The following is a 26,679-nucleotide window of genomic DNA, read 5'->3' as shown; positions in this document are numbered from 1 at the left end:
TGCAGCGAAAGACTTTGACATGACAGACAAAATCGCCCTCATCACCGGCGCGTCCCGCGGCCTTGGCGCGGCTTTGGCCGAAGCGCTGTGCAGCAGCCACCACATCGTCGCCGTGGGCCGCACCACCGGCGCATTGGAAGACCTCGACGACCGCATCAAAGCCAAAGGCGGCGAGGCCACCCTCGCCCCCATGGACATCACCAACCCGGATGCAATGGCCCAGCTCTGCCGCTCGATCTATGACCGCTGGGGCCAGATCGACCTCTGGGCCCATACAGCGGCCCACGCCGCGCCGCTGTCGCCCGCAGACCACATGGATATGGGCGGCTGGGAAAAATCCGTCGCAATTAACCTCACCGCCACAGGGCGGCTGATTGGCTTTGTCTCGCCCCTTCTGAAAAAAGACAGCCACGCGCTGTTCTTTGAAGACAGCCAGGGCGGCCAGAAATTCTTCGGCGCTTATGGCGCGACCAAAACAGCCCAGATTGCCCTCGCCCGCAGCTGGGCGGCCGAAACGCTCAAAACCGGCCCCAAGGTGCATATCCTCACGCCTGCGCCTTTGGCCACAGCCCTGCGCGCACGCTTCTTTCCGGGCGAAGACCGCGCCGCATTGGCCCCACCTGCCGCCGAGGCCGCCCGCCTCCTTCAAAGCCTGAACCTCTAGTCTTTCTTATTGCTCCAAATATCCCGGGGGGTTTGGGGGGCTGGCCCCCCATCTGTCCTGTGGTCTGGGGGTCTGGCCCCCCAGCTATCCTGTGATGCGGGGGACCAGCCCCCCGCGCGGGTCGGATTGCGCGCAGCGCACTGCGAAACCTGAAGAAACTGTCGCATAAACGACTCTATTCTTGCCGGCATCCGTCAGCCTGCCTTGCCCTGTCATGCCCCCTCGTTTATTCAAAACAAAACAACAGGCAGGCGGGCCCATGCGGATACTTCTCACCAATGACGACGGCATCAACGCTCCGGGGCTCAAATCTCTGGAGCGGATCGCCTGGGATCTGGCTGGCCCCAAAGGGGAGGTCTGGGTGGTCGCGCCCGCTTTCGAACAATCCGGCGTTGGCCATTGCATCAGCTACACACACCCGATGATGGTGCAAAAAATGGGCAAGCAACGGTTTGCGGCCGAGGGCTCGCCTGCCGATTGCGTGCTCGCCGCGCTGCATGACATCCTGCCAGAGCGCCCCGATCTGGTGCTCTCAGGGGTCAACCGTGGCAACAACTCTGCCGAAAACGCGCTCTATTCTGGCACATTGGGCGGCGCGATGGAGGCCGCTTTGCAAGGTCTGACCGCGGTGGCGCTTTCGCAATATCTGGGCCCGCACAATATCGAGATCGACAACCCGTTTGAGGCCGCCGAAGTGCACGGTGGCGCGCTGCTGCGCAAGATCCTCGCCGCGCAGCCGGACGAGCAACAAGACTACCGGCTGTTTTACAACGTCAACTTCCCGCCCGTTCCCGCCGCAGACGTCAAGGGCAGCCGCGCCGTGGCGCAGGGCTTTCGCCAGGGCGTCACCTTCGGTGTTGAGCCGCATCTGTCGCCCTCCGGGCGGCGGTTTCTCTGGATCAAGGGCCATGATCAGCGCGTGCCCGCAACGCCGGGCTCGGACGCGGATGTCAATCTGGAGGGCTATATTTCTGTCACCCCCATGCGGGCCGATCTGACCGCCCATGACATGCTCGCGCAGTTTCGGAGCCTCCAAGATGAGTGACGCCCCGCTCGCGCCACACGAGCAGAAAATGCAATTTCTCTACACGCTGCGCTCCAAAGGCGTCACAGATGCCCGGGTGCTCGGGGCCATGGAAAAGATTGATCGTGGCCATTTCGTGCGCGGCACCTTTGAAAACCGCGCCTATGAAGACACACCTTTGCCAATCGCCTGTGGCCAGACCATCTCCCAGCCCTCAGTGGTCGGGCTGATGACCCAGGCGCTCAAAGTGGGCCCGCGTGACAAGGTGCTCGAAGTGGGCACCGGCTCGGGCTATCAGGCGGCCATTCTCAGCCAGCTGGCCCGGCGGGTCTACACGATCGAGCGCCACAGGCGGCTGGTGCGCGAAACCCAGGCGCTGTTTGAACAGCTTGACCTGAGCAATGTCACCGCTTTTGCCGGAGATGGCAGCTTCGGGCTGCCCGAGCAGGCCCCCTTTGATCGCATCATCGTGACCGCAGCCGCAGAAGACCCGCCCGGCCCGCTCTTGGCGCAGCTCAAAATCGGCGGTATCATGATCGTGCCCGTCGGCCAGTCTGATGCGGTCCAGAGCCTGATCAAAGTCACCCGGCTGGACGAGGGGTTTGACTATGAAGAGCTGCGCCCCGTGCGCTTTGTGCCGCTGCTGGAAGGGTTGAGCAAAGACAGCTGACCCAAAACAGCGGGCCAAAGACAAAAGCAACGGACACCAATAAGCCCTGATCAACAAGGGTTCAAATGAGGAAAACGAGATGACCCGAGGTTTTGCCCGTAAGATGATGGCCGCAAGCACCGCGCTTGCGCTTGTGGCCGGTTGTGACACCCCCCTGGACCTGGACCTGCGCGGCAAGCTTGGCTCGCGGATGGACACCTCGTCTGCCGCCCGCGCCGCCAGCACGGAGCGCCCGCAAACCGACGCGCGCGGCATCATCTCCTACCCGAGCTACCAAGTGGCCGTGGCCCGATCGGGCGACACGCTGGGCAGCCTCGCACGGCGGATCGGCAGCGACCCTGAGGCGCTGGCCCGTTACAACGGCATCCAGAGCGGCGACAGCCTGCGCCAGGGCGAGATCATTGCCCTGCCCGAGCGGGTTGATGCGCCCGCCACGGCCCTGCCGACAACAGGAGCAGGGGCCGCCGATGTCGACATCACCGAGCTGGCCGAAACCGCCCTCACCCGCGTGACGCCCGAACAGAGCCGCGCGCCCACCGCACAAAACACCGCCAGCGCAGCCCAGATCGAGCCGATCCGCCATAAGGTGACACGCGGTGAAACCGCTTATACCGTGGCCCGGCTTTACAATGTCTCGGTGCGCGCCCTGGCAGAGTGGAACGGGCTGGACAGCGACTTTGGCATTCGCGAGGGGCAATTCTTGTTGATACCCACACCTCTGGCGCAACAGCCCGCACAAGCCGCAAGCGCGGCGCAGCCGTCCAAACCGGGAGCCGGAACAGCCACGCCACTGCCCCCCAGTGCCACCCAACCCCTGCCACAGGATCTGCCCGCCGCACGCCCGGCCACAGACCCGGCCAAATCACCAGCCCAGTCACAGCCCCAACCACAGGCCCAGACACAACCCCAATCACAGGCCCAATCACAGGCCGCCAGCACCGGCCAACTTGCCTATCCGCTGCGCGGCAAGATCATCCGCGAATATGCCAAGGGCAAGAACGACGGCATTGACATCGCCGCCGCCGCCGGCAGCACCATCAGCGCCGCCGAAGCCGGCACCGTGGCCGCCATCACCTCGGATGCCGATCAGGTGCCGATCATTGTGGTAAAGCACCCGGACAATCTGCTGACGGTCTATGCCAATGTCGGAGATATTGTGGTGAAAAAGGGCCAGAGCGTCACACGCGGCCAAAAACTGGCCAGCCTGCGCGACGGGGAGCCGGCATTTTTACATTTCGAAGTGCGCAAGGGCTTTGAAAGCGTCGATCCGCTGCCCTATTTGCAATAGCGCGCAAAGGTTTTTCGAATTGCGCTGCGCGCAATCAGATCCTGGCGGGGGACTAGTCCCCCGCACCACAGGACAGCTGGGGGGCCAGCCCCCCAGACCCCCCGGGATATTTAAAGCAATAAGAAAGAGCTGGTCAGGCCAGCGGGATGCCCATACGGCCCGCCAGATCGGTGACATATTGCCAAGCCACGCGACCAGAGCGCGCGCCGCGTGTGGCTTGCCATTCAATCGCCTCGGCGCGCAGAACATCTTCGGGCTGGGTGATGCCGAAATGGGCGCAGTAGCCGCGGATCATTGCGAGGTATTCATCCTGCGTGCAGGGGTGAAAGCCGAGCCAGAGGCCGAAGCGATCACTGAGGGAGATTTTTTCTTCCGCCGCCTCGCTCGGGTTGATTGCACTTGAGCGCTCGTTTTCGATCATGTCGCGGGGCATCAGGTGACGGCGGTTTGATGTTGCATAAAAGAGCACATTCTGAGGCCGTCCTTCGATGCCGCCATCCAACACCGCTTTGAGCGATTTATAATGCTCATCGTCGTGGCTGAACGACAGATCATCGCAGAACAGGATAAACCGCGCCTCCGACTGGCGCAACAATGCCAACAGCCGGGTGACGCTGGGCAGATCCTCGCGTTGCAGCTCGACGACCTTGAGCGGGTGCCCCTCACTCAAGACCTGCGCATGGACGGCCTTCACCAAAGAGCTCTTGCCCATGCCGCGCGCGCCCCAGAGAAGCGCATTGTTGGCAGGCAATCCGCGCGCAAACTGGCGGGTGTTCTCCAAGAGCGTGTCACGCGAACGCGCCACGCCGATCAGCAAAGACAGATCAACCCGGCTGACCTTCTCAACAGGGCTGAGGCGGTCTGGCTCGACTTGCCACACGAAGGCCTCTCCCTGGGCAAAGTCGGGCGCAGGCTGCGGGGGCGGGCTCATGCGCTCAAGGGCTGCCGCTATGCGCGCCAGCTCTTCGCTCATGTGCTCTTGTCCACCATGCCGTCATCGTCTTCTTCGGCTGCGAGGTCTTCGTCAAATTCGCGCATCAGCGGGTCGTCAAACTCTTCTTGCTCGTCGTCAAAATAGCCCTCTTCGCGCAGCTTGTCGTCGCGCTTTTTCTCAACGCGCCCCACCAGAAGGATCGAGATTTCATACAGGCCATAGACAACCGTGAAGAGAATAAGCTGGGTGATCACATCCGGCGGTGTCACCAGTGCCGCCAGCAAAAGGATGCCAACCATCGCATATTTGCGCACCGCCCCAAGCCCCTCGGAGCTGACAAGCCCGGCCTTGCCCATCAAGGTGAGCAACACAGGAAGCTGAAAGCACATGCCAAAGGCAATTATAAATTTCAGTGTGATATCAAGGCTTTCATTTACCTTCCCAAAGAAGGTGATCTTGAGGCCCTCGGCGGTTTCGGGCACCACAGCAGGGGCCGCCTCGGGCAGGCTCTCAACACTTTGGGCCAGCAGGTTGGCAAAAATCGAACTGACATCGGCAAAGCCGAGGAAGAACTGCATGGCCAGCGGTGTCACCACAAATTGCGCAAAAGACGCGCCGAGCAGGAACATCACCGGCGACGCAATAATGAAGGGCAGAAAAGCCCCCTTCTCGTTTTTGTAAAGCCCCGGCGCCACGAACCGCCACATCTGAAACGCAATGACCGGAAAAGCCAGCGCAAAGCCAAAGACCATGGAAATGCGGAAAAGCGTAAAGAGATATTCCTGTGGCGAGGTATATTGCAGCGTCGGGTCCGGGTCACCCAGCGTGCGCAGGGTTTCCTCGATGGGCTCGAGCAAGAACTGAAGGATCGGCTCGGCCACCGTAAAGGCCAGTATGATACCGACCAGAAAGGCCATCACCGAGCGGATGAGCCGGGTGCGCAGCTCAGCCAGATGCTCGATCAGCGGGGCGCTGGAGCCGTCCATTTCGTCTGGCGTATCGGTCTGGCTCATGGGTTACTCATGCCTTATCTGGCGCAGGCTTTTTGGCTGCGGTCTTTTTGGGGGTCGCCTTTTTGGGGGCAGGTTTGGGCGCGGTTGTCTGTGTGGCAGAGGGTTTTGAGCCTGTATTGGCTGGCCCTTTTTGCGCCGCCGGCGTCTTGGCAGCCGGCTTCGCTGCCGGTTTCTTGGCAGCCGGCTTCGCTGCCGGCTTCTTGGCAGCCGGCTTCCTGGGGGCAGGCTTCTTGGCTGTCTCAGCGGGCTCTGCCTCTTTGGCCAGACGGGCCGCGTGGGCCTCGCGCACCTGACGGGCCGTTTCGGCCGCAGAGGCATTGGCCTCCTCAACCATGCGCGCGCGCTCGGCCTCGCGCTTGGCGGCCAGCTTGCCGGTCTCGCTCTCAGGGTCCCACTTGGCGGCGTCTTTCACCGCATCCTTGATCGAATCAAGCCCCATGGACTTCGGATCGGCGACCTTGCGCAGGCTGGAGGCGGTTTCGCGCATTCCGGTTTCATCCGCCGCGTCGTTCATCGCTTTGGAAAACTCGCGCGCCATGCCCTTCATCTTGCCCACAAACTCGCCCGCCTTGCGAAAAAGCACAGGCAGATCCTTGGGGCCAACGACAATCAGCGCGACGATGCCAATGACCAGAAGCTCGGTCCAGCCAAGATCAAACATAAAGGGTTACGCCTTGTCTTTGTCTTCGGCCGGCGTCACATCTTTGATGTCCTGCGCCATTTGATCTTCGAGCTCTTCGGTGCCGTCTTTGACACCTTTCTTGAAAGCGGTGATGCCCTTGCCCACTTCGCCCATGAGCGAGGAAATCTTGCCACGTCCAAACAGAACGAGCACGACAACGGCGATGAGAAGAAGGCCGGGAAGGCCGATATTGTTGAGCATGGTTTGTCTCCCTTTGTCGGCACGCGGGCGGGCGGGCCAAAAACTTTGCTTGTCTTATCTAAGCGGTTCAAGGCGGAGTGAAAAGACGCAATCACGGTGCGCGGGCTGAAAATTGCCTGCGTTAGCGCTGACAGGGGCGCGGATCGCCCTTGCGAGGGGGCTCAAAAGCCTCTAGCCATTCTGCCATGACCGATAGCATTTCACCCGTTAACGACCCCCGCGACCACGCCCGCGCCAAGCGCAACGTCTGGATCCTTGTGATGGCCCAGGCCCTGTTGGGCGCGCAGATGCCCATGATTTTTACAATTGGCGGGCTGGCGGGGCAGATGCTCACCACCAATCTCTGCTTTGCAACCTTGCCGATTTCCATGATCGTGCTGGGCTCCATGGCGGCGGCCACCCCGCTGAGCTGGTTCATGCAAAACTTCGGGCGGCGTGCGGGCTTCATTCTGGGGGCCAGCGCCGGAGCGATTGGCGCCGCGATCTGTGCTTACGGGCTCTATGAAGCCTCGTTTACGCTCTATCTCTTCGGCAGTCTGATCACCGGCATCTATATGTCTGCGCAGGGCTTCTACCGATTTGCCGCCGCCGACACGGCGTCCGATGCCTACCGCCCCAAGGCGATCTCTTATGTGATGGCGGGGGGGCTGCTGGCCGCGGTCATCGGGCCGCAGCTTGGCAATTATTCGTCGCTGGCTTTCGGGGCTGTGCCGTTCATGGGCACCTATCTGGCTGTGATGGCGCTGAATATTATCGGCTCGCTGCTGTTTGTCTTTCTGGACATCCCCAAACCCACGCCGCCTGCTGACAACGCCGCCAGCGGGCGCTCGCGCATCGAGTTGCTCAAAACCCCCGTGGTGGCGGTGGCGATCATCTCTGCCATGGTGTCTTATGCGCTGATGAACCTGGTGATGACCTCGACGCCGCTGGCTGTTGTGGGCTGTGGCGTGGGTGGGGAGACGGAAATTCCCGACTGGATCGCAGCGGTGGTGCCCGCCGGCAGCCTGCGCGAGCAGTTTCAGTTTATTGCCGGCTATGTTGTCACGGCCCATGTTCTGGCCATGTATGTGCCCAGCTTCTTCACCGGCCATCTGATTGCACGCTTTGGCGCGGAACAGATTGTTGCATTGGGCCTGTTGATCCTGGCCGGGGCCGGCGCAGTGGCGCTGATGGGGGTAGATCTGGAACATTTCTTTGTGGCGCTCATCCTTCTGGGCGTCGGCTGGAACTTCGGGTTCATCGGTGCGACCACCCTGCTGGCAAGCAGCCACAGCCCCCAGGAGCGCGGACGCTTGCAAGGCATGAACGATCTGATCGTATTTGGCGGAGTGTTTGTGGCCTCACTGGCCTCGGGCGGGCTTATGAACTGCTCAGGCACCTCCGCGCAAGCGGGGTGGGTTTCGGTGAACCTTGCCATGGCCCCCTTCCTGATGCTCGCAGGTGGTGCGCTGATCTGGCTGGTGTTGCGCCCGAAAGAGTGAAGCTCGAATTTTCGCTGCGCGAAAATCCGACCCGGCGGGGGCTTTGCCCCCGCACCCCCAAGGTATTTTTGACCAGAAGAAGACCTACCAGCGGTTCGTGAGGGCAAGCCGTGCCAAACGAGTCTGCGCGCGAAACGGGGCCAGTTCCAGCGTGCCGTTGGCCACGCGCGCGGGCTCTTTTGCCGCCAGCCGCAAAAGGGGCGCGCTTTGCCATCCCGCCAGCAAAGCCCGGCGCGCAAGCCTGGGCAGCGGCGCTTTGCGGGCGGGCGCAAGCTTGCCAAGGGCCTCCCCCGCGAGGCGCACAATAGCGGCTTCGGAGGCGTCGGGCAGCGGGTGGCGGTTCTGTGCACGGAGGGCCGGCACGGCTGTCAGCCAGCCTGCAAGCCCCACTGCGGCAAACCCCTCTGACAGCGCCGGCGTGGCGGTGCCACCGCCCAGAGCGAGGGCTGCGCGCAAAAGTGTGCCGGAGGTTGCGTCCATATGTGCCCAAAGGGCTGCCTCATCGGCAAAAGGCTCGGGGTAAATATCCCAGCGCCGCGCTGCGACCAGCTGTTGCAACCCAAGCGCCTGGTCTGGCGCAAGACAGGCGGCCAAGGGCGTGACAACTTCATGGCGCCGCACCGCCCCGCCTGCGGCGATTTCGCCCAAGGCGTCATGCCACCATTGCAGGCGCATCTCGGCAATCATCGCCTCACGCGTCACCCATGGCGCGCGCGCCACTTCGACATTGAAGGCAAAGAGCACCAAGAGCTTCTCACGCAGGCCCAATGGCGCGGCCATGGCGGCGCGAAACCGGGCCGGATCGCCCTTGTGAACAATCGCGGCACAGGCGGCTATGTTATCTCTCGCGGCTTCGCTCACGCAAATGCTCCCTGATCAGCGCTTCTGTTTGGGGGGCGTCTACTATATCCAGGTGCCCCACGCCATCAACAAGCGCGTAAACGCCCTTTCTGGTGACAGAAGACATAAGCGGCTCATAGCCGTCTGCAACGAAAGCCTCGTCTTTTCGCCCTGCAATCAGCGTGAAGCGCGGCAGCGCGGCCACGTCTGACAGATAGGGCGCACGCGGCGCGTAGGATGTGTTGAGCCGCCAGGAATAGCGTGTTGTTGCGTGTTTGCCCTGCGGCCCTGCAAGCACGGCGCGCGGCATGGCGAACTGGATCACAGCCAGCCCGTCCAGCGCGTGAATGCCCGCCGCATTGAGCATTGACAGCCCGATGATGCGCCGCGTGAGCGCATTGGCCCAGCCACCCGAGTTCTGCCGCGTTGTGGGGGCGTTGTGGTTCAAGAACGGCGCAAGCAGGATCATGCTATCAACCTTGCCGCTATGCGCCCCGCCCGCAAAGCGCACCGCAAGCCCGCCGCCAGAGGAATGCCCCAGCAAAACGACCTCACGCTCCGTCTCGCCAATCAGATCGGCAATATCGTCTTCCAACTGGCCGATGTAGCGCAGATCCCCCGTCTTGTCGGGGCCTCTGCCATGGCCCCGCAGCGTCAGCGCCTTGACTTCGGCCACATCGCGCAGCGCATAGGCCAGCCTGTCAAACTGGCCATGATACCAGCCCGAACCATGCAGCATAAGGATCAGGGGCACGCCCTCAGCGCCCTCAGCGCCCTCAGCCTTGACATGTCGGTAGCTGAGCGTGGTGCCATCGCGCGCCTCAAATGTCTTCAAGCGAAAGCTGTCGCTGTCAGGCGGCCTTCCGCCAACCTGCATGATCGTGCTAAAGTCGAGCCCTGCGCGTTCGGGCAAGGCCTTGGGCCATTGCGACAGGATGAGCCCGATGGCGATCAGGAAATAGATCGCGACAGACAGGGCCGCAAAGCTCAGCAGCTTGGTGATCATGTGGAATGCTCCAATTGAAAGGTATCATGCACGCTTGCGCCAGCCGCCTTGGCCAGCTCGGCTGGTATCAGGCCGCCTGCGCTGACGAGCTTGAGGCCAGAACGGCCCAACGGGACAAGCCCGACACAGCGCAAGCGCAGTGCCGTCAAAGCTTTGCCCAACTGCATAGCACCCAAAAGAAATGCGCCGATCGCCCCTGACGATCGCCCTTGCCGCGCCCCAAGCCGGATCGGCCATGCCAAACGCAAATAGGCCGGCACCATTGGCCCACAGCCACCGACACAAGCGAACACCCTGAGAACAAGTGACGCAACCGGTCTGGTGACACCCTCCGAGAGTTTGAGCGCAAAGGCCCAAACCGCCTCAAAACATGTCAATACAAAAAGCCCGCGCCATGCCATTGCCTCTATCCCTATTGGCCCGCTGTGTAACCTACAGCTGACATATCCTGCCCTCAGCGAAGCGCCAAGGTGACATCACCCCGAATGCAAAAGCTTCCAGTTGATCGCATCCAGAAGCGCATCAAAGCTCGCATCGACGATATTGGCCGAAACGCCCACGGTGCTCCAGCGGCGCCCCTGCCCGTCTTCACTGTCAATGATCACGCGGGTGACGGCCTCAGTGCCGCCTTGGGTGATGCGCACCTTGAAGTCCACCAGCCGCATATCGGCAATCGCCTCGCCATAGCGGCCCAAATCCTTGGCCAAGGCTTTGGCGAGCGCGTTGACAGGCCCGCGGTCAGAGCCGGTTTCATCCAGGCTTTCGCTCACCGAGAGGCGCTTTTCACCATCGACCTTCACCACGACAACCGCCTCGGAGAGCGAGACAATCTTGTTGTATTTGTTCTTGCGCCGCTCCACGCTCACGCGGTAGCGCTTGACCTCAAAAAATTCCGGCATCTGCCCAAGCGCGCGCCGCGCAAGCAGCTCAAAACTTGCTTGCGCGCTGTCATAGGTGTAGCCCTCCGCCTCGCGCGCCTTGATCTGGTCAAGGATCAACCCCAGCGCCGGATCATCCTTTTTCACTTTAAGGCCAGCATCTTCCAGCCGTTTCTTAAGGTTGCTTTGCCCGGCTTGGTTGGACATGGGGATGATGCGCGCATTGCCCACACTTTCCGGCACAATATGCTCGTAAGTGCTCGGGTCTTTGAGAATGGCGCTGGCGTGCAGCCCGGCCTTATGGGCGAAGGCCGAGGCCCCCACATAGGCTGCTTGGCGCATCGGCACGCGGTTGAGAATATCATCCAGCGTGCGGCTCACTTTCGTCAGCCCCTCCAGCGCGGCGCGGCTCACACCTGTCTCGTAAGCGCTGGCGTAGGGTTCCTTGAGCAAGAGCGTCGGAATGAGCGTGGTGAGGTTGGCGTTGCCACAGCGCTCGCCAAGGCCGTTGAGCGTGCCCTGCACCTGCCGCGCGCCCGCGTCGATGGCGGCAAGACTACAGGCGACAGCGTTTTCCGTGTCGTTATGGGTGTGGATGCCGAGCTTTTCGCCCGCAATCCCGGCTTGGGTCACCGCCTTTGTGGTTTCATAGACCTCATGGGGCAGCGTGCCACCGTTGGTGTCACAGAGCACAAGCCAGCGCGCGCCCGCCTCCTCTGCCGCCTTCAGGCAGGCCAGAGCATAGGCAGGGTTGGCCTTGTAGCCGTCAAAGAAATGCTCCGCATCAAACAGCGCCTCGCGCCCCTGGGAGACGAGGTAGGCCATGCTCGCGCGGATGTTCTCGATATTCTCTTCAAGGCTGATCCCCAGCGCGGTGGTGACATGAAAATCATGGGTCTTGCCCACAAGGCAGACCGTGTCTGTGCCCGCGTTCATCACCTCGGCGAGCACATCGTCGTTTTGCGCCGAGCGCCCCGCGCGTTTGGTCATGCCAAAGGCGGTGAAACGCGCCCGCGTCTTGGGCGCTTCCCTGAAAAACGCGCTGTCCGTCGGGTTCGCCCCCGGCCAGCCGCCTTCGATGTAATCAATGCCCAGCGCGTCCAGCATCGCCGCAATGCGCTGCTTTTCAGGCGTGGAAAACTGCACGCCTTGCGTCTGCTGCCCATCGCGCAGGGTTGTGTCGTAAAGGTAAAGGCGTTCGCGGGTCATGCTGCGCCCTCCCGGCCAGGATGGTGCGCATGAATGCACACCCTACCGAAGGGCCGCGCGCCGTAGGGTGCGCATTCATGCGCACCGCCGATTTGCCTGTCATAGCTCACAGCAACCCCTCCAGCTTCCCCACATCAAACCCGGCGCTTGGCACCAGCTCGACACCCTCCTTGCTAATGCGCACTTCCAGCCCCGCTGCGATGAACGCAGCCTTGAGGCGGTCGACCTCGGAGAAATCCTTGGTCTGCATGGCCGCCGCGCGCGCTTCAGACATCTTTGTCTCATAGGCTGAGAGACCCGTCGTTTCGGCCCAAGCGCCCATCTCTGCGCCCAAGAGCCCAAGCAAAGCCGCAGACGCCTTCAGCCCCGCGGCATCGCCAGCGCCGGCCAGCCTGTGAAGCTCGGCCAAAGCGCCCGCCGTGTTGAGGTCATCGGCCAGTGCCGCAACAATCGCGGGGCTCACCTCACCGGCCTTCTCACCACTGCTCAGCTCACGCCACTTTCTCAACGTCCTCTCCGCCTCTTCCCGCTTCTTCTCGGTCCAGTCCATCGGCTTGCGGTAATGGGTCGACAGCATCACAAAGCGGATCACCTCCCCCGGCACGCCCTGCGCGAGCAAGTCGCGCACGGTGAAGAAGTTGCCAAGGCTCTTGGACATCTTCTTGCCCTCGACCTGTAACATCTCGTTGTGCATCCAGACCCGCGCCATCTCCTCTGTCCCGTTGGCGCAGCAGCTCTGGGCGATCTCGTCTTCGTGGTGCGGAAACTGCAAATCCAGCCCGCCGCCATGAATATCAAACACATCGCCCAAAAGCGCCTTGGCCATGGCCGAGCATTCAATATGCCAGCCGGGCCGCCCGCGCCCCCAGGGGCTGTCCCATCCGGGCTGCTCAGCACTTGAGGGCTTCCAGAGGACAAAATCCATCGGGTCTTCCTTGTAAGGCGCAACCTCAACCCGCGCCCCGGCGATCATATCGTCCACATCGCGCCCCGAAAGCGCGCCATAACGCGCATAAGAGCGCACCCGAAACAGCGCATGGCCCTCGGCCGCATAAGCATGGCCCTTTTCAATCAGCGCCTCGATCATCGCGATCATCTCGCCAATATAGCCTGTGGCGCGCGGCATGGCGCTTGGCACAAGCGCCCCAACTGCCGCCATATCCTCAAGATACCAGCCAATGGTTTCATCGGTGATCTCGCCAATGCTGCGGCCCGTCTCGGCGGCCTTGGCGTTGATCTTGTCGTCCACATCGGTGAAATTGCGCACATAGGTCACATGCCCTTCGCCGTAGACATGGCGCAGCAGGCGAAACAGCGTATCAAACACAATTACAGGCCGCGCATTGCCGATATGCGCACGGTCATACACCGTCGGCCCGCAGACATACAGGCGCACATTTTCAGCCTCGATCGGCGTGAAAACCTCTTTGGCGCGGGTCTTGGTGTTGTAGAGTTTGATCTCGGTCATAGCTCGGCCCTATTTGCGCAAATGCGCTCTTGTGGCGGGCATAGCAACTTACACAAAAAGATGGAATAAGAAGAACCGCCCGCCTGATCTCTCAGCAGGTTGGAATGCAGCATACAATGCAGATGATGCAATTTCTCCGGTTCATACCCCTGCCTAGCCCATCCCCAGCCCCCTGCCAAGAAAAACCGCCCACAGGCGTTGACATTTGCCCACCAAGCAAGGCCCATAGGCCCCAAACCCTTCTCACTGCGAGGCGCCCATGCGATTGTCCAACACCCTCACCCAGATCACAGGCGGCGGGTCCGACGGCTGGGAGCTGTTTATCAAAGCGCGCAAGATGATCGCCGAGGGCCGCGATGTCACAGAGCTGACGATTGGCGAACATGACATCAAAACCGACACCCGCATCCTTGAAGCCATGCACGGCGCCGCGCTTGGCGGGGCCACGGGCTACGCCATGGTGCCGGGAATAGACCCGCTGCGCACAGCCGTGGCCGAACGCCTCACCCACCGCACCGGGGTGCGCACCGCGCTGGACAATGTGCTCATCACAGCCGGCGGACAGGCCGCGCTCTTTGCCGCGTTTCGCGCGGCCCTCGACGCAGGCGACAGCGCACTCTACATCGACCCTTACTATGCCACATACCCGGGCACGATCCGCTCTGTCGGCGGGGTGCCCGTGGCTGTCACGGCCCCGGCCGAAAACGGCTTCCAGCCCGATATTGACGCGCTTGACAAGGCAGCCGCCACATCCGGTGCCAAAGCCTTGCTGATCAACTCGCCCAACAACCCCACAGGTGCCGTCTACACCCGCGACACGCTGGAGCGACTCGCCCAAATCGCCCACAAACACGACCTCATCGTGATTTCAGACGAGGTCTATGACACCCAGGTCTGGGAGGGCGCGCATCTCTCAATTCGCGCGCTGGAGGGGATGGCCGAGCGCACATTCGTGGTCGGCTCCATGTCCAAGAGCCACGCCATGACAGGCAGCCGCGTCGGCTGGCTCGTCGGGCCGGCACATGCCATGGGCCATGTCACCAACCTGCTCACCAACACCAACTACGGGGTTGCCGGCTTTACCCAGCAGGCCGCCCTCTTCGCGCTTGGCCTTGGCGAAACCTTCGAGGAAGAGATCGCCGCCCCCTTCAAGCGCCGCCGCGCGCTTGCCCAAGCCGCGCTCAAGGGCCAGAACGCCCTGCGCCTCTCGCCCCCCTCCGGAGCGATGTATCTCATGCTCGACATCCGCGCGAGCGGCCTCACGGGCGATGCCTTCGCAGACAGGCTGCTCACAGAGCGCGCCATTGCCGTGATGCCCGGCGAAAGCTTCGGAACCGCCGCCGCAGGCCATGTGCGCGTCGCCATGACGATCCCCGATGCACCCTTTGAGGCCGCCCTCAAGGAGATGGTCGCCTTCGGTGCCACCCTGGCCTAACCAATCCCAGGCCCCCAAAGCCTGCGGCCAAGCGCGCCGCCCGGGCGCCACTGGCCGAAAACGACAGAATGTCGCAGCCAGAACAGAATCGCGCCGCGCCGCGCGCCCTAATCGGACATAAGACAGCCCTCCGACCCAAAGGCGCGCCATGCAGGCCCCGTTTTGCAAAATATCCCTCGTGATTCGCACCATCGGTGCCGAGCGTGGCCGTGCGGCCCGCGGGCGGCCGTGAGAGCGGCTCCTCCCGCCCCTCTCACGCCCCTGATTTTGCTTGCAAGGACCGCCCCATGACCGACCAAACACCCATCAAAACATCCGCTCGCTCAGGGGGGCGCTCCGCCCGTCGCGCGGCCCGCGCCGCGCCGCTGAGCGCCGCTTCCCGCCCCATACGCCCCGGTATGGAAGGGGGGCGCTACAAACCGCTCAGCGACACCGATGTGCTCAAAATCCACGAAGCCGCGCTTGAGGCGCTCGAAACCATCGGCCTCTGCGATGCGCCCCCCTCGGGCGTCAAAATTCTCACCGAGGCAGGCGCCATCCTGGGCGAGGATGGCCGCATCCGCTTCCCCCGCGCGCTGGTGGAAGACATGCTCGCCAAAGCCGCCAAGTCGATCACCCTCTTTGGCCGCGATCCGCAACACGACATGCTGCTTGAGGGCGCGCGCGTGCATTACGGCACAGCCGGGGCCGCAGTGAACATGGTCGAGCCCGACGGGCGCAGCTACCGCGACAGCACCCTGCAAGACCTGCACGACGCCGCCCGAATCGCCCACGAGCTGGACAACATCCACTTCGTCCAACGCCCCATGGTCTGCCGCGATATCCCCGACAACCGCGAAATGGACCTCAACACCATCTACGCCTGCTGCGCGGGCACCACAAAACACATCGGCACCTCCTTCACAGAGCCAAGCTTCGTGCCCGATGCGCTGGACATGCTCCACCTCATCGCCGGCGGCGAAAGCCATTGGCGCGCCCGCCCCTTTGTGAGCAATTCCAATTGCTTCGTCGTGCCACCAATGAAATTTGCCACAGAAGCCTGCGAGGTCATGGAAGCCTGTATCCGCGGTGGAATGCCCGTGCTCTTGCTCTCCGCTGGCATGGCCGGTGCCACCGCCCCCAGCACCATAGCCGGGGCGATTGTCCAGGCCACTGCCGAATGCCTCGCCGGCATCGTCTATGTCAACGCCATGGCCCCGGGTCACCCGGCCATCTTCGGCACATGGCCCTTCGGCCTTGATCTGCGCACAGGGGCGATGACCGTCGGCTCAGGCGAACAAGCCCTGCTCTCGGCGGGCTGCGCGCAGATGCACAAATTCTACGGCCTCCCCGGCGGGGCCGCTGCCGGGGCAAGCGACAGCAAACTCCCCGACATGCAAGCGGGCTGGGAGCAAATGTGCTCAGCCGTGATGACAGGGCTCTCCGGCCTCAACATGGTCTATGAGGCCGCCGGAATGCACGCCTCCCTGCTCGGCTTCTGCCATGAAAGCCTCATTCTCGCCGATGATCTGATCGGCCAGGCCCAACGCTGTGTGCGCGGCATCGAAGTCGATGACATGACCCTGGCGCTGGATCAAATGCGCGAGGTCTGCCTCGGCGGCCCGGGCCACTACCTTGGCACCGAAGCCACCCTGAGCCGGATGCAGTCCGATCACGTCTACCCCACGCTGGGCGATCGCACCTCGCCCAAGGAATGGGTCGAAAAAGACAAGCCCGACCTGATTGAAAAGGCAACCGCGCGCAAACAGGAGATCCTCGCCCGCCGCGCCCCCGCACGCTTTGACGCCGCCACAGATGCAGCCCTTCGCGACAGGTTCACCATCCACCTGCCGGCCTAAAACGGCCCAGCCGCAGGGCGCTGCACATGTGAAACGCGCCCTGCTTCTTCTGGTCCAAAATACCTTGGGGGAGGTTTCAAAAGCCTCAGGCTTTTGAAACCGGGGGCAAAGCCCCCAGCACCGCGGCAAAGCCGCGGCGCAAAACCTGTGCGCGTGAGCGCGCCTTTTACTTGCCCAACATCCAGTCGCCCTCAGGCCAGAAGGCATGAAAGGCAAAGGCAAACATCACATCATGCACCATATCTGCCCCACCCATGTCGCGCACCCGGACCTGCCCCACATCGCGCCCCGCCGCAACCGTGTCGCTGTCCAGAGCCGAGGCCTTCCCCGCCGCCCAGCTCAGCACCACGCCGCTCTCGGCAATTTCGCCCGCCTCCGCCAGCCGCGTCAAAGGCCAGGCGCGGTTGCCCACGCGCACAATGCGCGCCAGCGGCGCAATCCCGTGCGGCGGCCTCTCGCCACTGTATAAAAACGGCCGCGCGCTGCTGTCATAGCCCACATAGGGGTTCGCCCCATAGGCGCGGCGGTGCGCAGGCTCTGCCATCACAAGGCCCTCAGGGTTGCGCGCCACAAAACTCTCCCAGCTTTCCATCCAGCTTGGCAGGCTCACCAGCTCAATGCCTGTCATCTCGCCCACAATGCCCACGCCCGTGGCCTGCTGCCACCAGCTCTGGGTCTCGCGGTCATACATCACCATATCAGAGGCCCTGAGCTTGCCGGTCACCCCCAGCGTCAGCACCCGCCCGTCCACACGCCGCTCAAACGTCAGCGCCGAGTTGCACAAGGGGCAAAAGGTCACCGCCACAGGCACGCCGCCCACCTCGTCATTCACAATCTCGTGCCACATGAGGTAGCGCAGCGGATAGGCCCGCGCCGCGCCGCCCATTTCCAGCGCAATCACGCCTTCGCGCGCGCCCAGCCCCTGCTTCTCGCCCACAGGCACAAACTCAGGGTCGCTCAGCGCAGGAATCCCGTCTTTCCCCGGCCCGCCCGACAGGATCTCGACCCAGCTTTCCACGCTTGTCTTGGAGAAGTCGGTCTCTGGCCACTCGTGCTTCCAGAAACTCGGCTCCGCAGAGGCCACAGCCCCGCAAAGCGCAAGACCGACTGTCAGGATGTGTTTTAAAATGTGTTTCACGGCAAGCGCCTCCCCGGTGTCAGAGAGCTTGCACGATGGGGCGGGCTTTGCACAGCCGCCCCACGCAGGTGTGATCAGTCGGTGACCGTCACGCTTTTCATATAATCCGGCGCACCAATCACAGCGCCATTGCGCCCCTTGCCACGCTTGATCGCATCCAGAACCTCCAGCCCCGCGCTCACCCGGCCCACAACGGTGTATTGCCCGTTGAGCGAGGGGTATTCGCGAAACATGATGAAAAACTGGCTGTTGGCCGAGTGCGGGTTCTGGCTGCGGGCCATGCCCACAACCCCGCGCTCATAGGGAATATCGGAGAACTCCGCCCGCAAATCCGCCCGCTCAGAGCCGCCCGTGCCCGCCATGGCCATATTACCGCCCGCGATCTTGCCGTTCACAACATCGCCGGTTTGGGCCATGAAGCCGTCAATCACCCGGTGAAAGGCCACGCCGTCATATTGGCCTTCCGCCGCCAGAGCGGCGATCTGCTCCACATGCTTGGGCGCCACGTCTTCCAGAAGGTCGATCGTGATCACACCATTGGCTTCCCCCGCCACCTCGATCTTGAGGCCCGTGGCCAGCGCCGGGCTGGCCGCCATCAGCGCAGCTGCCAGAAAAAGCTTACGCATCCGCGGCCACCTTCACGCTGATCATCCGGTCAGGGCTGGCTGGCGGCTCGCCACGGGCGATCTTGTCGACATGCTCCATCCCGCTCGTGACCTGACCATAAACGGTGTATTGCCCGTTGAGAAAGTCGTTGTCCTTGAAGTTGATAAAGAACTGGCTGTTGGCCGAGTTCGGGTTGGCCGAACGCGCCGCACCAAGGCTGCCACGGGCGTGCGGAATACGGCCAAACTCGGCCGGAAGATCGGGCAAATCAGAGCCGCCGGTGCCCGCGCGCCCGGGGTTGTAATCCACTTCCATATTGGCGTGCTGCACATCACCTGTCTGGGCCATGAACCCTTCGATCACACGGTGAAACGCCACATTGTCATATTTGCCCGCGCGGGCCAGCTCTTTCATGCGTGCGCAATGCTCAGGCGCAATATCCGGCATCAGCTCGATCACAACCGTGCCATCCTTGAGTTCCATCAAAATCGTGTTTTCCGGGTCTTTGTAATCGGCCATGGGGCACTCCTGTCAAAATGTTTGCCCGTTACCTAAGCCGCATTGGCGCGCACGACAAGCCCGCGCGCCACCAGAGCTTGACGATTGCGCACAATCGCGCCAAACCGCAGCCAAATTGCATTTCAAAGGAGACCACCCGATGGCATGGCTGACACTGGACGATCTGGACCTTTCAGGCAAACGCGTGCTCACCCGTGTCGATATCAACGTGCCGCTGCAAAACGGCCGCGTCTCTGATGCCAGCCGGATCACGCGCATCAAACCCACAGTTGACAGCATCCTCGCCAAAGGCGGCCAGCCTTTGCTGCTGGCCCATTTCGGCCGCCCCAAGGGCAAAGTCGTCCTCGATATGAGCCTGCGCGTTGTCTTGCCGGCCCTGGAAGCCGCGCTCGGGCGCAAGGTCGCCTTTGTGGAAACGCTCGATGCCGCCGAAACCCTGCCCGAAGAAGCCCGCAGCGCCGAGGTCATCCTGGTGGAAAACATCCGCTTTCATCCAGGCGAAGAAGCCAATGACCCGGCTTTCGCCGCCCGCCTCGCCGCATTGGGCGATGTCTATTGCAACGATGCCTTCTCCGCCGCCCACCGCGCCCATGCCTCTACCGAGGGGGTGGCCCGCCACCTGCCCTCCTGCGCCGGCCGCCTGATGCAGGCCGAGCTCACCGCGCTCGAAAGCGCGCTGGCGCGCCCCACCCGCCCGGTCGGCGCGGTCGTGGGCGGCGCCAAGGTCAGCACCAAGCTTGACCTGCTGTCAAACCTCGTCGAAAAGCTCGATGTCCTCATCATCGGCGGCGGCATGGCCAACACCTTCCTCATGGCCCAGGGCGCAGACCTCGGCGCTTCGCTCGTAGAGGCCGACATGCTCGACACCGCCCGAGACATCATTGCCAAGGCCAAGGCCAAGGGCTGCAACCTCATCCTGCCCAGCGATGGTGCCGTGGCGCGCGCCTTTCAGGAAGGTGCGCCCTTTGAAACCCTGCCACTCACCGCCGACACCGTGCTTGAAAGCGACCAAATGGTGCTGGATGCCGGCCCGGACAGCACCGCCGCCATCCTCACTGCGCTGGAAGGCCTCAAAACCCTGATCTGGAACGGCCCGCTGGGTGCGTTTGAAATCGCCCCCTTTGACACCGCCACAGGCTCCGCCGCGCGCAAAGCCGCCGAACTGACCCGCGCAGGCCAGCTTATCACAGTGGCCGGCGGCGGCGACACCGTGGCCGCGCTCAATGCCGCCGAAGCGGCAGAGGACTTCAGCTATATCTCCACAGCCGGCGGCGCGTTCCTCGAATGGATGGAAGGCAAAACCCTGCCCGGTGTCGCCGCCCTCGGCGGCTGATCCCCCCAAACCGGCATCCATCCCAATAGCTCTTTCTTATTGCCCAAAATATCCCGGGGGTGTTTGAGGGGGCTGGCCCCCTCATCGGCAGGGGGTCTGGGGGCAGCGCCCCCAGCGGATCGGGTTTTTCCGAAGGAAAACCCGAACCACGCTCACCCCACAACGCCCGCGCGCCCGCTCACAACCATCATGCTCGCGGTGAGCCGCGCAACCTCTGTTTCAGCCCCGTCTTCAAGGCCATAAGCCACCGCCTCGGCAAAAACCACCGTGCGCCCCGGCTTCACCACCCGGCCAACAAAGCGAAAAGCCGGCGCTTTTGCCACCCGCATCAACGAAATCTTCATCTCGATGGTCAACACCCCCGCCTCCTCAGGCATCACCGAAAGCGCCGCAAATCCGGCCGCTGAGTCCAGCACCGAGCTGATCGCACCAGCGTGCAAAAAGCCGTGCTGTTGCGTGAAGCGCGGCTGAAAGGGCATCTCAAACACCACCTCACCCGCGCCCACCGAGGCAATCGTCACGCCCAGCTCGGCCATCATATTCTGGCGCCCAAAGCTCTCGCGCACCCGCGCCTCAAAGTCTCCATAGGTTTGCACGGCACCCCTCCCAGATGATCTGTGGCATTTTGGACTCGCGTTTTAGCCAAAGCCAACAACAACCCTGCGTCACAGCTTGCCAAAGCCGCCCCCTTTTTGCAGGGTGAGGACGGCCCGCAAGAGGCCACAAAAACAAAGCCCGCAGCAAAGCGGGCACGAGGCACAAAGACAGAGCATGAGCACAGGCAGCACCCGCAATCCGCCCGCCATTGGCACATTGGTGTTTTTCGCCGTGGCCTTCAGCCTCACGCTCTATTTTACCTTTGCCGCCATTCAGGGCGATTACGGCCTCTTCCGCCGCGCCGAAATCGAGGCCGAGCAAAAACAGCTCGCGCGAGAGCTGGCCGCGCTCAACGCCCGCGTGGCACGGATGGAAAACCTCACCACACGGCTCTCGGATGATTTCCTCGATCTAGACCTGCTCTCCGAACGCGCCCGCGACATCCTTGGCTATGTGCGCGCCGACGAAATCGTCATCCGCTAGAGCGCCCCACAGACCGCGGATGCGCCTGCCCCCTCAGGAGCCTCCGGCGGGGATATTTTCAGCAATAAGAAAGACAAAGGCCCCGCACGACAGGCGGCCTTGAGAGCAGCTCAACCGTTCGGGGCTTGGGCAGAAAATAAACCTCGCCACGCAAGAAAATTTCGTGTAAGAAATGGTTTAACGCTAAACTACCTGTTTACGAAAGGGGCGCGCGCCAATGGCTACCCGCAAAACAAAAGCAAAATCAAACACTTCCCCAGAGGAGCTGAAAGCTTTTTATAAGGATATGCTGCTCATCCGGCGATTCGAGGAGAAAGCAGGCCAGCTCTATGGCATGGGTCTGATCGGCGGCTTCTGCCACCTCTACATCGGGCAGGAGGCCGTGGTTGTCGGGCTTGAGGCCGCCGCCAAAGACGGCGACAAGCGCATCACCTCCTATCGCGATCATGGGCACATGCTGGCCTGCGGAATGGACCCGAACGGGGTTATGGCCGAGCTCACGGGCCGGATTGGCGGCTATTCAAAGGGCAAGGGCGGCTCGATGCACATGTTCTCCAAGGAGAAGCATTTTTATGGCGGTCACGGCATTGTCGGGGCGCAAGTCCCGCTTGGTGCGGGTTTGGCATTTGCCGATAAATACAAGGGCAATGACAATGTGACCTTTGCTTATTTCGGCGATGGGGCGGCCAATCAGGGCCAGATTTATGAGACCTTCAACATGGCCGCGCTTTGGCAGCTGCCGGTCATATTTGTGATCGAAAACAACCAATATGCCATGGGCACAGCCCAGAACCGCTCCACGTCCACGCCAGACCTCTACACCCGCGGCGCGGCGTTCGGCATTACCGGAGAGATTGTCGACGGGATGGATGTCCTGGCCGTGAAAGCCGCCTCCGAGACGGCAACCGCACATTGCCGCGCCGGAAAAGGGCCCTATATCCTGGAGGTCAAAACCTACCGCTACCGGGGCCATTCCATGTCTGATCCGGCCAAATACCGCACCCGCGAAGAGGTCCAGAAAATGCGCGAGGAGCGCGATCCGATCGAGCATGTGCGCACCATGCTGCTGCAAGGCAAACACGCCACAGAAGAGGCGCTCAAGGACATCGACAAGGAAATCAAAGCCATTGTCAGCGCCAGCGCCGATTTTGCCAAGGAAAGCCCCGAGCCTGACCTGAGTGAGCTCTGGACTGACATCTACGCCACCCAAGACGCCTGAGGGAGACCCACACAATGGCAACCGAAATTCTCATGCCCGCCCTCTCGCCCACCATGGAAGAAGGCACGCTCGCCAAATGGCTGGTGAAAGAAGGCGATACCGTCGCCTCTGGCGACATCCTCGCAGAAATCGAGACAGACAAAGCCACTATGGAGTTTGAGGCCGTCGACGAAGGCATCATCGGCAAGCTGCTCGTGGCCGAAGGCAGCGAGGGCGTGACAGTGAACACCCCAATCGCCGTGTTGCTCGCAGAGGGTGAAACCGCCGCTGACATCAGCGCCGCACCCAAAAGCGAGGCTGCCCCGCAAGGGTCAGACGCGCCCGCCACCGCCGCGCAAGCGGCCCCAGCGCATGCGGCCCCAGCGGCCATCACCCCCGCGCCTCTGGAGCCTGACTGGCCCGAAGGCACCGAGCTGAAGCAACAAACCGTGCGCGAGGCCCTGCGCGATGGGATGGCCGAAGAAATGCGCCGCGACGACACCGTGTTTCTCATGGGCGAGGAAGTGGCCGAATACCAAGGCGCCTACAAGATCTCCCAGGGAATGCTGGAAGAATTCGGCGCACGTCGGGTGATAGACACCCCGATCACCGAGCATGGCTTTGCCGGCATCGGGGTGGGCGCAGCCTTTGGCGGGCTCCGGCCCATCGTCGAGTTCATGACCTTCAACTTCGCCATGCAGGCGATTGACCAGATCATCAACTCCGCCGCCAAAACCCTTTACATGTCCGGTGGCCAAATGGGCGCGCCCATGGTTTTTCGTGGCCCCAACGGCGCTGCCGCCCGTGTTGGCGCACAGCACTCACAGGACTACGCCGCATGGTATGCCCAAATCCCGGGCCTCAAGGTTGTCATGCCCTACTCGGCCTCCGATTATAAAGGCCTGATGAAAACCGCCATCCGCGACCCAAACCCGGTGATCTTCCTTGAAAACGAGATCCTATATGGCAAAACCTTCGATGTGCCAGTGCTGGAAGACTACACCGTGCCCTTCGGCAAAGCCCGCATCTGGCGTGAAGGCTCCGATGTCACCCTCGTCAGCTTCGGCATCGGCATGACCTACGCGCTCGAAGCCGCCGAGAAGCTCGCCGAGGAAGGCATCTCCGCCGAGGTGATTGATCTGCGCACACTGCGCCCGATTGACTATGACACCATCCTCGCCTCGGTCATGAAGACAAACCGCTGCGTCACCGTCGAAGAGGGTTTCCCCGTCGCCTCCATTGGCAACCACCTCTCCGCCACAATCATGCAGCGCGCCTTTGACTACCTCGACGCACCGGTGATCAACTGCACAGGCAAAGATGTGCCCATGCCCTATGCAGCCAATCTCGAAAAGCACGCGCTGGTCACCACCGATGAGGTGGTCGCCGCCGTCAAACAAGTCACCTACCGCTAAGGGAGCGCGCATATGCCAACAGAAATCCTCATGCCCGCCCTCTCCCCCACGATGGAAGAAGGCACGCTGGCCAAATGGCTCGTCAAAGAGGGCGATACCGTCGCCTCGGGCGATCTTCTCGCCGAAATCGAGACAGACAAAGCTACCATGGAATTTGAAGCCGTTGACGAAGGCATCATCGGCAAGCTGCTGGTGGCCGAAGGCACAGAAGGCGTGAAAGTCAACACCGCCATCGCCGTGCTTCTGGAAGACGGCGAAAGCGCATCAAACATCAGCGCAGCCCCCAAAGCCGAGGCCGCCCCGCAAGCCTCAGAGGCAGCAGCGCCCGCGCCCAAAACCGCCGAAGCGCCAGCCGCCCCCGCCGCGCCGCAAAAAGATGGCGCGCGCCTCTTCGCCTCCCCCCTCGCGCGCCGCATCGCCGCCGAGAAGGGCCTCGATCTCACCCAGATCACAGGCACCGGCCCCAAAGGCCGGATCATCAAGGCCGATGTCAGCGATGCCAAGCCAAGTGCCACGCCCGCGCCGCAGGCCGCAGCATCCGCAGCAGCCGCCCCCGCCGCCATGCCCGCCAGCCCGAGCGCCGATACGGTCGCCCGCGCCTATGAGGGGCGCACCTACGAAGAGGTCAAACTCGACGGGATGCGTAAGACCATCGCCGCCCGCCTCACCGAGGCCAAGCAGACGGTCCCGCATTTCTACCTGCGCCGCGAGATCAGGCTCGATGCGCTCATGGCCTTCCGCGCCCAGCTCAACAAACAGCTTGAGGCCCGTGGCGTGAAGCTCTCGGTCAACGACTTCATCATCAAGGCCACAGCCCTCGCGCTGCAAGCCGTGCCCACGGCCAACGCTGTCTGGGCGGGCGACCGTGTCTTGCAGATGAAAGCCTCCGATGTGGCCGTGGCCGTGGCCATCGAAGGCGGCCTCTTCACGCCCGTGCTTCAGGATGCGGACCAGAAATCGCTCTCCGCCCTCTCAACCGAGATGAAAGACCTCGCCGCCCGCGCGCGCGACCGCAAGCTTGCCCCGCACGAATACCAAGGCGGCAGCTTCGCCATTTCCAACCTAGGGATGATGGGCGTTGAAAACTTCGATGCCATCGTGAACCCGCCCCACTCGGGCATCCTCGCCGTGGGCGCCGGGGTGAAAAAGCCCGTGGTCGGCAGCGATGGTGAGCTGACAGTGGCAACTGTGATGTCTGTCACGATGTCGGTCGATCACCGCGTGATCGACGGCGCGCTTGGGGCCGAGCTGCTCAAGCATATCGTCGACAATCTGGAAAACCCGATGGCCATGCTCGCCTGAGCTGAAACCGCGAAAAGTTAACAAACGCCGCGCAGGGGGTAAACGCCCCGTGCGCGGCGTTTACATTTGGCCTTTGTCCAAAACCGGTGTTTGGGCGGTGCACGCATTGTGCACGGGGTGTGCACGCATATCACCCCCCCAGAATCAGCGCTCACTTGCAAAGGTTAACGCCCCCGTAGGGTGCGCATTCACTGCGCACCACTCCCCTCAAAAAATCCCGAAAAACCGCTCCGGCAGCTTGAATTGCACCTCATATTCAGGGCGCGCAAAATGGAAAAACCCGGTGTCCCCCCGCGGCGCGAAGGTGTCGATCATGGCCTGCCGGTAAGGCTGCACATCAAAGCCCTCCTGCATCTCAAATTTCCCCATGGTTTCAAAGACCTCGCGGTCTTCCCCCCGTGCATCCGAGAACCAGTGCCCGCCAATTGCGGTTTCTTTCTTGCTGGCCCCAATCGCTTTGGTCACAGCGTTGCGGCGGTCCATCGCGCGGGCGTATTCGGCAAAGTCGCAATATTTGAGATGAAAGAGATAGAGCCCCTCGGGTGCGTTGATCTTTTCATATTGGGTAAAATGCCCGCCACGGGCAATTTTCACCCCCGCCGAAATGATGCAGGGCTTTGAGTAATGCGGTGCAATACGCACATGAGCACGCGGCCCCAGAACCTTGTTTTCAATCGGCTTTTCTTCCAGCTCAATCCGGTGGATCACCTCAAGCCCTAAAGGCGTGATCACTTGCCGCTGCTTTTGTGTTGCCAGGAACTCCGGCAAGCTTCCAAGGCGCGGGTCCAGCACCACAAGCTCATCCACATCCCCCACGATCACATGGTCAAAATAGGCGTTGAGCCCCTGCACCAGGTTGTTGAGCAAACGCCAGCGCTTCATATCAAAGTTCTTATGGTGATCGCCGGGAATGCCGATAATGTTGCAGCCTCGGGCCATCTCGGTCACCGCCGGGTTGTGGCCATGGTTGACAATATAGCAGTTCTCCCGCCCCAGCATCGCGCCGTAGTAATCCAGCCAGATCTTCAGGAAAAAAAGGTCATCGCGCAGCATGGTTACAGCCGCAATCTTTGCGGCAGGCTTAACGGCGGCAGGCTTGGAGCCGTCAGAGTTGGGCTGAATAGATTTGGGTGGGGCAGATTTGGGCATACTGGTTACTCACTTCTCTCGCAGGCGCGCAGCCTTCAGACAGCTTTAACCCCTGCATAGCAAAATGAGAATCACTTTGTTGGCCGTGTCCAAAGCTCTGCAAGTTTTGCCACCGCCAGAAGGAAGGGCGCGCCGTGCATCACAAAGTCAAAAATGTCGATCGGCGCGCGCAAGTCGCCCGCTAAAAATAATTTCAGTTTTTCCCAGATATGAGGCTCCGGAACAAGGGGCGCGAAGCCCAGAAACGCCACCAGAATCAGCACGATGGGCCAGGAAATGTTCTGAAGCACCATCCGCATAATTAACCT

27 protein-coding genes are annotated in these 26,679 nt (G+C 62.1%); 12 read left to right on the top strand and 15 right to left on the bottom strand.

Going from position 1 to position 26,679, the window contains the following annotated elements; translation table 11 throughout:
* Window positions 1-19: 19 nt before the first annotated feature.
* From Q0478_RS09185 to Q0478_RS09170, 4 genes are all read left to right on the top strand, one after another.
* A complete protein-coding gene (locus Q0478_RS09185; protein WP_298678539.1) occupies window positions 20-664 on the top strand; it encodes an SDR family oxidoreductase in 645 nt (214 codons plus the stop codon).
* 259 nt (window positions 665-923) lie between these two features.
* A complete protein-coding gene (gene surE / locus Q0478_RS09180; RefSeq protein WP_298678537.1) occupies window positions 924-1,709 on the top strand; it encodes a 5'/3'-nucleotidase SurE in 786 nt (261 codons plus the stop codon).
* Window positions 1,702-2,358 (top strand): protein-L-isoaspartate(D-aspartate) O-methyltransferase, encoded by a 657-nt coding sequence (locus tag Q0478_RS09175; protein ID WP_298678535.1) that lies wholly within the window; start codon window positions 1,702-1,704, stop codon window positions 2,356-2,358. Before surE ends, Q0478_RS09175 begins: the two co-directional genes overlap by 8 nt.
* A 79-nt stretch (window positions 2,359-2,437) precedes the next feature.
* Window positions 2,438-3,646 carry a LysM peptidoglycan-binding domain-containing M23 family metallopeptidase gene (locus Q0478_RS09170; protein ID WP_298678533.1) on the top strand — a complete coding sequence of 403 codons (1,209 nt, stop codon included), beginning with the start codon at window positions 2,438-2,440 and terminating at the stop codon, window positions 3,644-3,646.
* Between the two features lie 133 nt (window positions 3,647-3,779).
* Here the strand turns inward: Q0478_RS09170 and Q0478_RS09165 are convergent, their stop codons facing one another.
* From Q0478_RS09165 to Q0478_RS09150, 4 genes are read right to left on the bottom strand one after another with little or no spacing between them, the layout of a single operon-like run.
* On the bottom strand, window positions 3,780-4,619 hold the full coding sequence (locus Q0478_RS09165) for an ATP-binding protein (RefSeq protein WP_298678531.1): 840 nt from the start codon (window positions 4,617-4,619) through the stop codon (window positions 3,780-3,782).
* Window positions 4,616-5,593, bottom strand: a complete 978-nt coding sequence (locus Q0478_RS09160) for a twin-arginine translocase subunit TatC (protein ID WP_298678529.1) — start codon at window positions 5,591-5,593, stop codon at window positions 4,616-4,618. The genes Q0478_RS09165 and Q0478_RS09160 overlap by 4 nt, the downstream gene beginning before the upstream one ends.
* Window positions 5,594-5,600: 7 nt before the next feature.
* On the bottom strand, window positions 5,601-6,254 hold the full coding sequence (gene tatB, locus Q0478_RS09155) for a Sec-independent protein translocase protein TatB (protein WP_298678527.1): 654 nt from the start codon (window positions 6,252-6,254) through the stop codon (window positions 5,601-5,603).
* Between the two features lie 6 nt (window positions 6,255-6,260).
* Complete coding sequence (locus Q0478_RS09150) at window positions 6,261-6,476, bottom strand: twin-arginine translocase TatA/TatE family subunit (protein ID WP_298678525.1); 216 nt, start codon at window positions 6,474-6,476, stop codon at window positions 6,261-6,263.
* A gap of 185 nt (window positions 6,477-6,661) precedes the next feature.
* Here Q0478_RS09150 and Q0478_RS09145 point away from each other — a divergent pair, with 185 nt between their 5' ends.
* Window positions 6,662-7,957, top strand: coding sequence for an MFS transporter (locus tag Q0478_RS09145; protein ID WP_298678523.1), 1,296 nt, complete (start codon window positions 6,662-6,664; stop codon window positions 7,955-7,957).
* Window positions 7,958-8,041: 84 nt separating this feature from the next.
* Here Q0478_RS09145 and Q0478_RS09140 read toward each other — a convergent pair whose 3' ends face one another.
* The 5 genes from Q0478_RS09140 to cysS form a co-directional block, all read right to left on the bottom strand.
* Window positions 8,042-8,818, bottom strand: coding sequence for a squalene/phytoene synthase family protein (locus Q0478_RS09140; RefSeq protein ID WP_298678520.1), 777 nt, complete (start codon window positions 8,816-8,818; stop codon window positions 8,042-8,044).
* Complete coding sequence (locus Q0478_RS09135; protein ID WP_298678518.1) at window positions 8,796-9,803, bottom strand: alpha/beta fold hydrolase; 1,008 nt, start codon at window positions 9,801-9,803, stop codon at window positions 8,796-8,798. Before Q0478_RS09135 ends, Q0478_RS09140 begins: the two co-directional genes overlap by 23 nt.
* A complete protein-coding gene (locus Q0478_RS09130; protein ID WP_298678516.1) occupies window positions 9,800-9,970 on the bottom strand; it encodes a hypothetical protein in 171 nt (56 codons plus the stop codon). Before Q0478_RS09130 ends, Q0478_RS09135 begins: the two co-directional genes overlap by 4 nt.
* A gap of 309 nt (window positions 9,971-10,279) precedes the next feature.
* Entirely contained in the window at window positions 10,280-11,890 is a 1,611-nt protein-coding gene (gene cimA, locus Q0478_RS09125) for a citramalate synthase (protein ID WP_298678514.1), read from the bottom strand.
* 106 nt (window positions 11,891-11,996) lie between these two features.
* Window positions 11,997-13,358, bottom strand: a complete 1,362-nt coding sequence (cysS, locus tag Q0478_RS09120) for a cysteine--tRNA ligase (protein ID WP_298678512.1) — start codon at window positions 13,356-13,358, stop codon at window positions 11,997-11,999.
* A gap of 259 nt (window positions 13,359-13,617) precedes the next feature.
* Between cysS and Q0478_RS09115 the strand changes: the two genes are divergently transcribed.
* Together Q0478_RS09115 and Q0478_RS09110 are read left to right on the top strand one after the other, a co-directional pair.
* Window positions 13,618-14,793, top strand: coding sequence for a pyridoxal phosphate-dependent aminotransferase (locus tag Q0478_RS09115; protein WP_298678510.1), 1,176 nt, complete (start codon window positions 13,618-13,620; stop codon window positions 14,791-14,793).
* Window positions 14,794-15,080: 287 nt separating this feature from the next.
* Entirely contained in the window at window positions 15,081-16,631 is a 1,551-nt protein-coding gene (locus Q0478_RS09110) for a trimethylamine methyltransferase family protein (RefSeq protein ID WP_298678508.1), read from the top strand.
* 166 nt (window positions 16,632-16,797) lie between these two features.
* On the opposite strand, the gene Q0478_RS09105 is transcribed toward Q0478_RS09110, so the two are convergent.
* The 3 genes from Q0478_RS09105 to Q0478_RS09095 all read right to left on the bottom strand — a co-directional run bounded on the left by Q0478_RS09105 (window position 16,798) and on the right by Q0478_RS09095 (window position 18,894).
* A complete protein-coding gene (locus Q0478_RS09105; protein ID WP_298678631.1) occupies window positions 16,798-17,760 on the bottom strand; it encodes a DUF3179 domain-containing protein in 963 nt (320 codons plus the stop codon).
* Window positions 17,761-17,843: 83 nt separating this feature from the next.
* On the bottom strand, window positions 17,844-18,395 hold the full coding sequence (locus Q0478_RS09100; RefSeq protein WP_298678506.1) for a peptidylprolyl isomerase: 552 nt from the start codon (window positions 18,393-18,395) through the stop codon (window positions 17,844-17,846).
* Window positions 18,388-18,894: a peptidylprolyl isomerase gene (locus Q0478_RS09095; RefSeq protein WP_298678505.1), complete on the bottom strand. Its 507-nt coding sequence runs from the start codon at window positions 18,892-18,894 to the stop codon at window positions 18,388-18,390. Before Q0478_RS09095 ends, Q0478_RS09100 begins: the two co-directional genes overlap by 8 nt.
* Window positions 18,895-19,033: 139 nt before the next feature.
* Between Q0478_RS09095 and Q0478_RS09090 the strand changes: the two genes are divergently transcribed.
* Window positions 19,034-20,227, top strand: coding sequence for a phosphoglycerate kinase (locus Q0478_RS09090; protein ID WP_298678504.1), 1,194 nt, complete (start codon window positions 19,034-19,036; stop codon window positions 20,225-20,227).
* A gap of 152 nt (window positions 20,228-20,379) precedes the next feature.
* Here Q0478_RS09090 and Q0478_RS09085 read toward each other — a convergent pair whose 3' ends face one another.
* Window positions 20,380-20,823: a PaaI family thioesterase gene (locus Q0478_RS09085; protein WP_298678502.1), complete on the bottom strand. Its 444-nt coding sequence runs from the start codon at window positions 20,821-20,823 to the stop codon at window positions 20,380-20,382.
* Between the two features lie 175 nt (window positions 20,824-20,998).
* On the opposite strand from Q0478_RS09085, the gene Q0478_RS09080 reads away from it, so the two are divergent.
* The 4 genes from Q0478_RS09080 to Q0478_RS09065 all read left to right on the top strand — a co-directional run bounded on the left by Q0478_RS09080 (window position 20,999) and on the right by Q0478_RS09065 (window position 25,222).
* Window positions 20,999-21,307 carry a septum formation initiator family protein gene (locus Q0478_RS09080; RefSeq protein ID WP_298678500.1) on the top strand — a complete coding sequence of 103 codons (309 nt, stop codon included), beginning with the start codon at window positions 20,999-21,001 and terminating at the stop codon, window positions 21,305-21,307.
* Window positions 21,308-21,524: 217 nt separating this feature from the next.
* On the top strand, window positions 21,525-22,526 hold the full coding sequence (gene pdhA, locus Q0478_RS09075) for a pyruvate dehydrogenase (acetyl-transferring) E1 component subunit alpha (RefSeq protein ID WP_298678498.1): 1,002 nt from the start codon (window positions 21,525-21,527) through the stop codon (window positions 22,524-22,526).
* A 14-nt stretch (window positions 22,527-22,540) separates the two neighbouring features.
* Entirely contained in the window at window positions 22,541-23,920 is a 1,380-nt protein-coding gene (locus Q0478_RS09070) for a pyruvate dehydrogenase complex E1 component subunit beta (protein WP_298678496.1), read from the top strand.
* 12 nt (window positions 23,921-23,932) lie between these two features.
* Window positions 23,933-25,222 (top strand): pyruvate dehydrogenase complex dihydrolipoamide acetyltransferase, encoded by a 1,290-nt coding sequence (locus Q0478_RS09065; protein WP_298678494.1) that lies wholly within the window; start codon window positions 23,933-23,935, stop codon window positions 25,220-25,222.
* Window positions 25,223-25,429: 207 nt separating this feature from the next.
* Here Q0478_RS09065 and Q0478_RS09060 read toward each other — a convergent pair whose 3' ends face one another.
* Together Q0478_RS09060 and Q0478_RS09055 are read right to left on the bottom strand one after the other, a co-directional pair.
* Window positions 25,430-26,371, bottom strand: a complete 942-nt coding sequence (locus Q0478_RS09060) for a glycosyltransferase family 2 protein (RefSeq protein ID WP_298678493.1) — start codon at window positions 26,369-26,371, stop codon at window positions 25,430-25,432.
* Between the two features lie 71 nt (window positions 26,372-26,442).
* Entirely contained in the window at window positions 26,443-26,670 is a 228-nt protein-coding gene (locus Q0478_RS09055) for an RND transporter (RefSeq protein ID WP_298678492.1), read from the bottom strand.
* Between the last annotated feature and the right edge of the window lie 9 nt (window positions 26,671-26,679).

Source organism: uncultured Lentibacter sp. (assembly GCF_937123735.1).
Lineage (GTDB): Bacteria > Pseudomonadota > Alphaproteobacteria > Rhodobacterales > Rhodobacteraceae > Lentibacter.
Note: the sequence above shows the minus strand (reverse complement) of the source record. Positions and strands in the feature narration are given on the sequence as shown.